General features: G+C 71.0%; 9 protein-coding genes. 7 read left to right on the top strand and 2 right to left on the bottom strand.

Annotated elements, in window-relative coordinates; genetic code table 11:
• Positions 1-77: 77 nt before the first annotated feature.
• A complete protein-coding gene (locus CS062_RS19340) occupies positions 78-500 on the bottom strand; it encodes a helix-turn-helix domain-containing protein (protein ID WP_099863194.1) in 423 nt (140 codons plus the stop codon).
• Between the two features lie 131 nt (positions 501-631).
• Here CS062_RS19340 and CS062_RS19335 point away from each other — a divergent pair, with 131 nt between their 5' ends.
• Positions 632-1153, top strand: coding sequence for a DUF2938 family protein (locus CS062_RS19335; RefSeq protein WP_099863193.1), 522 nt, complete (start codon positions 632-634; stop codon positions 1151-1153).
• Between the two features lie 94 nt (positions 1154-1247).
• Positions 1248-1904: a flavodoxin family protein gene (locus CS062_RS19330; protein ID WP_099863192.1), complete on the top strand. Its 657-nt coding sequence runs from the start codon at positions 1248-1250 to the stop codon at positions 1902-1904.
• Between the two features lie 8 nt (positions 1905-1912).
• Here CS062_RS19330 and CS062_RS19325 read toward each other — a convergent pair whose 3' ends face one another.
• Complete coding sequence (locus CS062_RS19325; RefSeq protein WP_099863198.1) at positions 1913-2383, bottom strand: Lrp/AsnC family transcriptional regulator; 471 nt, start codon at positions 2381-2383, stop codon at positions 1913-1915.
• A 94-nt stretch (positions 2384-2477) separates the two neighbouring features.
• Between CS062_RS19325 and CS062_RS19320 the strand changes: the two genes are divergently transcribed.
• The 5 genes from CS062_RS19320 to CS062_RS19300 all read left to right on the top strand — a co-directional run bounded on the left by CS062_RS19320 (position 2478) and on the right by CS062_RS19300 (position 9515).
• Positions 2478-4802 (top strand): aminotransferase class V-fold PLP-dependent enzyme, encoded by a 2325-nt coding sequence (locus tag CS062_RS19320; RefSeq protein ID WP_099863191.1) that lies wholly within the window; start codon positions 2478-2480, stop codon positions 4800-4802.
• Between the two features lie 116 nt (positions 4803-4918).
• Complete coding sequence (locus tag CS062_RS19315; protein ID WP_233218155.1) at positions 4919-6322, top strand: glycoside hydrolase family 30 protein; 1404 nt, start codon at positions 4919-4921, stop codon at positions 6320-6322.
• A 15-nt stretch (positions 6323-6337) separates the two neighbouring features.
• Complete coding sequence (locus tag CS062_RS19310) at positions 6338-7186, top strand: MOSC domain-containing protein (protein WP_099863190.1); 849 nt, start codon at positions 6338-6340, stop codon at positions 7184-7186.
• A complete protein-coding gene (locus CS062_RS19305) occupies positions 7183-8466 on the top strand; it encodes an extracellular solute-binding protein (RefSeq protein ID WP_233218154.1) in 1284 nt (427 codons plus the stop codon). Before CS062_RS19310 ends, CS062_RS19305 begins: the two co-directional genes overlap by 4 nt.
• 185 nt (positions 8467-8651) lie before the next feature.
• Complete coding sequence (locus tag CS062_RS19300; RefSeq protein WP_099863188.1) at positions 8652-9515, top strand: glycoside hydrolase family 16 protein; 864 nt, start codon at positions 8652-8654, stop codon at positions 9513-9515.
• Positions 9516-9546: the final 31 nt, after the last annotated feature.

Raw genomic sequence — 9546 nt, 5'->3', positions numbered from 1 at the left:
CGGCGGCGCTGGGGGCGCTCGCCGGGCGGCACTGGCTGAAGTGGTGACCCCGCGGGCGAGCGGGGCCGCGGCCGCGGCTAGTCGTCCCGGCGGAACCGCGACTGCACCCGCCGGTCGAGCGCACCGGACGCGGCGGCCTTGAGCAGGCCGCGGAAGGTCGCGCAGGCGGCATGGCTCTTGGCCGGGCAGACGGCCGCATGCTTCAGGCCGCGGCTGATCGCGCGCAGCTGACGGATCGTCGCGTCGATCTCGACGGCCTTGGCCGCCAGCAACTGGCGGTCGATCACCGGACCGGTCGGCGTCAGCATCGACTGGATCTCGTCCAGCGACAGCCCGCCGGCCTGGCCCAGCGCGATCAGCGCCAGGTCGTCCAGCACCTTCGCCGGGAACTGGCGCCGCGTGCCGGCCGGGCCGAGCGACCGGATCAGCCCGCGCTGCTCGTAGTAGCGCAGCGTCGAGGACGCGATGCCGGTCCGTTTCGCGACCTGCGCGATGTCCATCGGTCCGGGTGGGGATTGGCTCATGGGCGCTTGACTTGAAGTTGACTTCAACTTCTATCGTGCCGCCCATCGACGCCACACGTCAACCCGCCACCCCTCACGACTGCCTGCGACTGCCCACGAGGCCCCTGATGACCAGCCCACCGCCCCTCCTTCTCCTTGCCCTGCCGCGGGGTGTCCTCGGCCACATCGCGCTGATCGGCGTCGGTGCGACCGCCATCCTCGACCTCTGGCTGATGGCGCTGCGACGAGCCGGCGTGCCCACGCAGCCGATGGCCTGGATCGGACGCTGGGTCGCGCACATGGCGCATGGGCGCTTCGCTCACGCGTCGATCGGACAGGCACCGGCCGTCCGCGGCGAAGCGCTGCTCGGATGGCTGGTGCACTACGCCGTCGGCATCGCCTTCGCGGCCTTGCTCGTGGTGATCGCCGGACCCGGCTGGCTGCTCGCGCCGAGCTGGGAGCCGGCGGTGGGTGTCGGCATCGCCACCGTGCTGATGCCCTGGTTCGTCATGCAACCCGCGATGGGCGCCGGCGTCGCGGCGAGCCGCACCGCCGCGCCATTCCAGAACCGGCTGCGCAACCTGGTCAATCACTTCGTGTTCGGCGTCGGCCTGCTGGTCAGCGCCCTGGTGCTGCAAGCGCTGCGCTGACTGCGCCTGGCCGCACCGCGCCGCCAGCGACTCCGGCCACTCGGCGGCTCCGCCGCCGTTTTCCCTGTCGAAAGCCCCTGTCGAAAGGACTTCAATGAAGGCCCCTGCCATTCCCACCGACCGCCCGGCCCGAGCGCCACGTCGCCTCGCGATCGTCTATCACAGCGCCCATGGGCACACGGAGCACATCGCGTCGCACATCCGCATGGGCGCCCGCGGCGTGCCCGACGTTGCGGTCGACCTGCTGAAGGCCGAGGACCTCATCGCGGCGCCGGCCGACCTGATCGCCTACGACGGCCTGGTGCTGGGCTCGCCGACCTACCTGGGCGGTGTGTCCGGGCCGTTCAAGAGCTTCATGGACGCGACCGGTCCGCTGTGGAGGACCCAGCGCCTGCGCGGCAAGCTGGCGGCGGCGTTCACCGTGTCCTCGCTGCCGTCGGGTGACAAGCAGTCGACGCTGATGTCGCTGTTCATTTTCTGCATGCAGCACGGCATGGTGTGGGTCGGCAATCCGCTGCTGCCCGAACAGCACCGCGGCGTGCCCGAGGCGGAGGCGGCCAACCGGCTCGGCTCCTGGTCCGGGCTGATGGCCCAGTCCGCACACGGCGCGCCAGCGGATGCCTTCGCGGCCGGCGACCTGCGAACGGCCCGCCTGTTCGGCCGCCATGTCGCGGAGACCCTGCACCGGCTGGGCGGCGTGGAGGCCGACAGCCTGCTCGCCGCGCCCGCCGCCGCGGGCGTGCCCGCATGACGCCCGCCTCAGGGGATATACGACAAGGGCAGGGCCGTCGTGAACTTCAGCTCCTCCATCGCGAAGCTGGAGCTGACGTCTGAGAGCTGCGTGTTGGCGATCAGCCGCTTGTAGACCTGGTCGTAGGCGGCGATGTCCGGGACGACCACGCGCAGCAGGTAGTCGACATCGCCGCTCATCCGGTAGAACTCGACGACCTCCGGGATCGCCTCGACCGCCGCGCAGAACTGCTCGAACCAGCTTTGCGAATGCACGCTCGTCCGCACCGACACGAACACCGTCACCCCGACGTTGACCTTCTTCGGGTCGACCAGCATCACGTTGCGGGTGATCACGCCGGACTCCTTGAGCCGCTGCACCCGCCGCCAGCAAGGCGTCGTGGACAGGCCCACCTCCGCCGCCAAGTCGCTGACCTGAATTGCCGCATCCCGCTGCAGCACATGCAGGATCTTGCGGTCAATGGAATCAAGTTTTGTCATTTCCACCAGCGTTGGAACGCATTTGCTGAAAGCGATGAAGAACAGGCGGATTTTGCATGCGGATTCCCCGGTCGCCTTCTGACAATCGTCGGCCATGGAAATCTATCTCGACGCCAACGCCACCACCCCCGTCCTGCCGCAGGCCCGCGATGCCGCGCTCTCCGTGATGGCGGACGCATTCGGAAACCCCAGCAGCATCCACGGCAGCGGCCTCAAGGCGCGGGCCCGGCTCGACGAAGTCCGTGCCACCGCGCGCCGGGTGCTGGGCGCGCCGGGCGGCCGGCTGGTCTTCACCAGCGGCGCGACCGAAGGCATCCAGACGGCCGTCCTCTCCGCGCTGACAGCGCTGCGCCAGCGGCGCGACGCCGGCCAGCCGATCCCGCCGCGGCTGCTGTACGGCGCCACCGAGCACAAGGCCGTCCCCGAGGCGCTCAAGCACTGGAATGCGCTGCTCGGCCTGGGGCTGGAGGTGGTCGCGATTCCGGTGGGCCTCGACGGCCGTCATGACCTTGCCTGGCTGCGCGAGCAGGTGCGCTCGGCCGGTCTCGTCTGCACGATGGCGGCCAATAACGAGACCGGCGTCATCAGCGACCTCGACGGCATCGCCGAGGTGCTGCGCGGCAGCGGCGCGCTGTGGCTGGTCGACGGCGTGCAGGCGCTGGGCAAGCTGCCGTTGCAGCTCGGCGAGCGAGCCATCGACTACGCGCCGTTCTCCGGCCACAAGCTCTATGCGCCCAAGGGCATCGGCATGCTCTATGTCCGCGAGGGCGCCCCGTTCACGCCGCTGATGGCCGGCGGCGGCCAGGAGGGCGCGCTGCGCTCCGGCACCGAGAACATGGCGGGCATCGCCGCGCTGGGCGCGGTGCTGGACGCGCTCGAGCAAGGGAGCACCTTCGCCTCGCTCAGCCAGCTGGTCGACCGCCGCCAGCGGCTGGCCGACGCGCTGCGCGACGCCTTCCCCGAGGTGGTTTTCAATGCGCCCTTCGACATCAGCCTGCCGACCACGCTGAATGTCTCCGTCCCGGGCCTGGCCGCGAAGCTGCTGCTGGACCTCTTCGATGCCGCCGGCTTGCGCGTCAGCGGCGGATCGGCCTGCGGCGCTTCGAAGGCGGCGCCGAGCTATGTGCTCCAGGCCATGGGCCTGCCGGCATGGCGCGCCGCCTCGGCGGTGCGCCTGTCCTTCGGCGCGGCCGACGCCGACGCCACGCTGGACGAGGCCTGTCGCCGCGTGCGCGCCTGCGGCGAGTCGCTGCGCGCGACCTGCCAGATGCCCTCGCCGAACGATACCCCGCAGGCGCCAGACCTGCTGACCCGCTTCAGCGTCGACGGCGCCTGCTGCTACGTCGTCGCCGATGTCGGCAGCCGCCGCTGCGTCATCGTCGATCCGCTGCCGGAGCTGACCGGCACGCTGACGCAGTGGCTGCGATGTCGCGGGCTGACGCTGGCGGCGGTGCTCGACACCCACAGCCATGGCGATCACGCGTCCTCGGCGCAGGCGCTGCGCGACGCGGTGCCGGAACTGCTGGCGGAGGACGCCCGGCAGGGGCAGGTCGATCCGCTGGGCTGGCCCTCGGGCGCGGAGGTGATCGCGCTGGGCGCATACCGCCTGTCGCGGCTGGAGGTCCCCGGCCACACCGAGGACTCGACCGCCTACCTGCTGCACGCCGGCGGCGAGCTGGTCGCGACCTTCGTCGGCGACACGGTGATGCCGGGTGCGCTCGGTCGCAGCGACTTCCCGCAGAGTGCCCCGGCCGCCTTCGCGTCGTCGCTGAAGACGCTGGAGCGCAATGTCGGCCTGGGGGGCCTGCTGCTGCCGGGCCACGACTATGACGACCGTTTCGCCACGACGCTGGCGGTCGAATGCGAGGCGCAGCCGCTGCTCGACGGCGTGCTCAAGGGGCGCCTCAGCGCCGAGGCCTTCGCGATCGAGAAGGGCGTGCTGGAGCGCGACCTTGCGCCGACCGAGTACCAGACCATGGCATGCGGCGCGCGCGTCGCCTGCGCGAGGTCGGCGGAGCGCGTCGAGCTGGACGTGGCCGGCCTGCAGGCACTGCTGGGCGAGGGCGCCGATCCGAAGCCGGTGCTCGTCGACGTGCGCGAGGCCTACGAGGCGCGGCTGAGCCCGAACGAGGCGCTCGGGCCCGAGGCGGTGCCGCTGTCCGCGCTGATCAACGCGTTGCCGCGCTGGCGCGCCTTGCCGGCGGACACGCCGGTGGTCTTCTTCTGCCGCAGCGGCAACCGCAGCGCGCAGGCGGCGCGGGCGCTGCGCCGCCTCGGCCATGCGCGGGCCTGGAGCCTGGCCGGCGGCCTCGCCCTGTGGCCGGAGGGCTCTGCATCGCTCGCGGCCGGCGCGCGCAGCAATCCCAATGCCGGCACCACCACCGGCGTCCCGATCGCCTTCGACGCGATCGCGATCTGAGCGGGCGGCCCGGCGCCGGGCGCCTCGGGCCATCCCTGGATTGACCGTCGGACCGACTGCCCCTATGCTCGGTGCTTGAAAGCGCTTTCATAAGCGCGCAGCAAAAGGGCATTCCCATGACGGAGACAACGACGGCGCGCGCGAGCGCGTCGCTGCGATGGACGCTGTCCGCCAAAGGCGCGGACCTGGCGAGTTCGACGCGCCTGGCCGCGCAGCCGGATCTGGCATTGCAGCCAGTGGCGCGACTGATGGCCGATGCCGCGATCGCCGGCATGCCCAAGCTGGTGGTGAACAGCGCCAGGCGCTTCCAGCGCATCGAGGGCTTCGGCGGCGCGTTCACCGAAGCGGCGGCGACCACCTGGCAGAAGCTCCCGCCCGCCGAGGCCAACGCGCTGCTGCGGGCCTACTTCGACGCCGGCGCCGGTCACGGCTATACCTTCAACCGGGTGCACATGAACAGCTGCGACTTCTCGCTGGGCAACTACGCCCATGCGGAGGTCCCGGGCGACGAGGCGCTGGCCCACTTCAACATCGATCGGGACCGCCGCGCGCTGCTGCCGATGATCCAGGCCGCGATGAAGGTCGCGCCGGGACCGATGAAGCTGCTGGTCTCGCCCTGGAGTCCGCCCGCCTGGATGAAGACCAACGGCGAGATGAACAACGGCGGCAAGCTGCTGGCGCGCCATGCGAAGACCTGGGCGCAGTGCTATGTGAAGTTCGTCCAGGCCTATGAGGCCGAGGGCGTGCCGATCTGGGGCGTCTCGGTGCAGAACGAGCCCGACGCGGTGCAGCGCTGGGACTCCTGCGTCTACAGCGCCGAGGAGGAACGCGACTTCGTCCGCGACCACCTTGGCCCGGCGCTGCACGCGGCCGGCCTGCAGCGCATCCGCATCGTGATCTGGGACCACAACCGCGACCAGATGGTGCAGCGCGCCGACGTCGTCTACTCGGACCCCGAGGCGGCGAAGTATGTCTGGGGCTGCGGCTTCCACTGGTATGTCGAGGACCACTTCGACCATGTCGGCCTGCTGCATGACGCCTATCCGGACAAACAGCTGCTGTTCACCGAGGGCTGCCAGGAAGGCGGCCCGCACATCGGATCGTGGTCGACCGGCGAGCGCTACGGGCGCAGCATCATCAACGACCTGAATCGCTGGACGGTGGGCTGGATCGACTGGAACCTGCTGCTGGACGAGACCGGCGGGCCGAACCACGTCGGCAACCTGTGCAGCGCGCCGATGCTCGCGGACCGCGAGCAGAACCGGTTGATGCCGCAGAGCTCGTACGACTACCTCGGCCACTTCAGCCGCTTCATCCGGCCCGGCGCGCATCGGGTGCTGTGCTCGGCCAGCAGCCAGGACCTGGAATGCACCGCCGCGCTCAACGAGGACGGCAGCATCGCCGTCGTCGTGATGAATCGCAGCGAGCGCGAGCACCGCTTCACGCTGCGCATCGACGGCCTGGCCGGCGTCGCGGCGCTGCCGGCGCGCTGCATCGCGACCTACCTGCTGCCGCGCTGAATCGGGGACGCTCCCATGACCGTCGCCGATCACACCGCGTCCGCCCGCGTCGATGCGCTCTACCTGTATCCGGTGAAGTCCTGCGCCGGCGCGCGCGTGCCTGAGCTCCGCTTCGATGCCGACGGACGCATCGAGGGCGATCGCGAGTGGATCGTGATCGACGCGCGCGGCGAGCTTGCCTGGCTGGGCTCGCATCCGAAGCTGGCATTGCTCCAGCCGGGGCTGCTGCCGGACGCGCTGCTGCTGCGCGGCGGCGGGCAGCAGCCGCTGCGGCTGTCGCGCGAGCCCGAGGGCGGCGCGACCCAGGCCTTGATCTGGCATCCCGGCGAGCGTCGCATGGTGGCCCATGCCGGACGCGACGCCGGCGCGCTGGCGGCTCAGTTCCTGCGTGAGCTGACCGGCGAGGACCTGCGGCTGGTGAAGCTGGACCGCGAGGCGATGCTCGCCACCGCGCCGAACCCGCTGCATGCGGTGTCGGCAGCGTCGGTGGCGGAGCTCAACGAGCATTTGGCGACGCAAGGCCGGGGACCGGTCGATGTGCGCCGGCTGCGGCCCAACCTGGTGCTGGGCGGCGGGCCCGACGCGGTGATGCCCTTCATCGAGGAGCATCTGACGCAGATGGTCTGGCGCGACGGCGAGGGCGCGTGGCGACGCCTGGTGCATCGAATGCCCTGCGAGCGCTGTGTCGTGCCCAATGTCGATCCGGACACCGGCGAGGCGCAGGTGGGCATCGACACGGAGATCGCCGCGCTCAGCGCGCAGCGCTGGCCGGGACAGGCCTCGCGCTTCGGCGTCTATCTGCAGCCGCCGCCGGGCGGCTCGCTGGCCGAAGGCGCCAGCCTGACGATAGAGCTCGACTTTTGAGCGCGGCCCGAGGACTCTCCCGCCGCGGCCTGATCGCGGCGATGACGGCGCCGGCGTGGAGCGGCCTGCTGGTCGTGCCGGCGCGGGCGCAGCCGCGCGAGGTGCTGACGGTCGCCGCCTTCCCGTTGATGGACGAGATCGCCAAGGCGGCGATCCCGGCGTGGCAGGCGCTGCATCCGGACGTCGAGCTGCGCATCCTGATGCGGCAGTACGCCGACCACCACACGGCGATGACGACTGCCTTGTCGACGGCGGTCGGGTTGCCCGACGTGATGGCGCTGGAGGCGAGCTTCGTCGGCCGCTTCGCGCAGGGCGGCGGGCTGGAGGACCTGCGGCAGCCGCCCTTCGGCATCGAGTCGGTGCGGGCGCGGCTGGTGCCCTATGCCTATGACCAGGCGATCGCGCGCAACGGCGCGGTGGTCGCCATGCCGGCGGACATCGGCCCCGGGACGATGCTGTATCGCAAGGACATCCTGGACCGCGCGGGCCTGGCGCCGGAGGAGCTCACGCGCAGCTGGGACGGCTATGTCGCCGCCGGCGAGCGCATCAAGGCGCGGACCGGCGCCTACCTGATCGCCAACGTGCAGGAGATCAAGGACATCCTGGTGGCCGATGGCCTGCGGCCCGGCGAGGGCGTCTACTTCGACACCGAGTCGCGGGTGCTGGTGAACACACCGCGCTTCGAGCGCGCCTTCGAGGTGGCCTTGCGGGCCCGGCAGAAGGGACTGGATGCGAAGGTGCAGGCCTGGTCCAACGACTGGGGCGCCGGCTTCAAGCAGGGGCGGCTGGCCACGGAGCTCTCGGGCGCTTGGCTGGTGGGCCAGCTCAACGCCTTCGTCGCGCCGCAGACCAAGGGCCTGTGGCGTGCGGCCTCGTTGCCGGGCGGCTCTCAGGTGCCCTACGGCGGCACCTTCTACGCGATCGCACGGCGGTCGGCGCCGGCGCGCAAGCAACTGGCCTGGCGGTTCATCCAGCTGATGACGCTGGACCCGGCGCGGCAACTGCAGGCCTTCAAGAGCTATGACGCCTTCCCCGCGCTGCGGGACGTGCATGACGACCCGTTCTTCAGCGAGCCGGTGGACTTTCTCGGCGGGCAGCGGGCACGGCTGCTGTGGCGCGACGATGCGCTGCGCATCACCGCCTTGCCGGTCCACAAGCAGAACAAGTTCGCCGAGGAAGTCGTGCAGACCGAGCTGGACAAGGTGCTGCGCGGACAGAAGACGATCAAGGCGGCGCTCGCGGATGCCGAGCAGCTGCTGCTGCGGCGCGCGAAGCGCTGAGCGGCGATGGTCGGCGCCCGGCCAGGGACCGCGGCCGGCACCGACCGACCCGCCGCGGCGATGACCGCAAGCGCGAGGGCGACTCCCGCGAGGGCGACTCCCGCGATGGCGACCACCGCTTTGGCGACCACCGCGACGACCACACCCCTCCGTCCCCGGACAACCTCAAGAAGGAGATCCCGTTCATGAAGCAACGACTGACGCGGCGCCGGGCCGCGCTGCCGCTGTTGGCGGCGCTGACGATCGACGGCGGCTCGGCGCTGGCGCAGACGGCCACCGGCAAGGGCGGCGCGGCGGACGGGCCGATCGGCCTGCCGGCCGGCTACACGCTGGTGTGGTCGGATGAGTTCGACCGGGACGGGCTGCCGGACGCGACGAAGTGGGCCTACGACACCGGCATGAACAAGCAGGGCTGGCACAACCGCGAAAAGCAGTACTACGCCGGTCCGCGGGCGGAGAACGCGGTGGTGCGAGATGGCCGGCTGCTCATCACGGCGCGCAAGGAGGCGCTGTCCTCCCGGCCCGACTGGGGCGGCCAGCACTACAGCTCGACGCGGCTGATCACCAAAGGCAAGGCCGAGTGGACCTACGGCTTCTTCGAGATCCGCGCCAGGCTGCCCTGCGGCCGCGGCACCTGGCCGGCGATCTGGACCCTGGGCAGCCAGGGCGACTGGCCAGCCGCCGGGGAGCTCGACATCCTCGAGCACATGGGCCAGAAGCCGGACTGGGTCTTCAGCACGGTGCACACGAGCTCCGGCCACGGCGGACATGGCGTCGGCGATGGCCGCAAGCTCGCGACCGCCTGCGACCGGTTCCACGACTACCAGATGCTGTGGACGCCCCGGGAGATCCGCTTCGGCATCGATGGCCAGGTGCATGCCGCCTATCCGAACCTGGACCAGGGACCGGCGCAATGGCCGTTCGACAAGCCGCAGTTCCTGATCCTCAATCTCGCGATCGGCGGCGACCTGGGCGGGGAGATCGACGATGCGATCTTCCCGGTCAGCTATGAAGTGGCGCATGTGCGCGTCTACCAGCAGGCGCGCTGAACGGAGGCCACCGCGCTTGAGCCTGGCGCCG

The organism is Roseateles chitinivorans, assembly GCF_002761755.1.
Taxonomy (GTDB): Bacteria; Pseudomonadota; Gammaproteobacteria; order Burkholderiales; family Burkholderiaceae_C; genus Roseateles; species Roseateles chitinivorans.
This window is presented reverse-complemented; position numbering and strand designations above follow the sequence as displayed.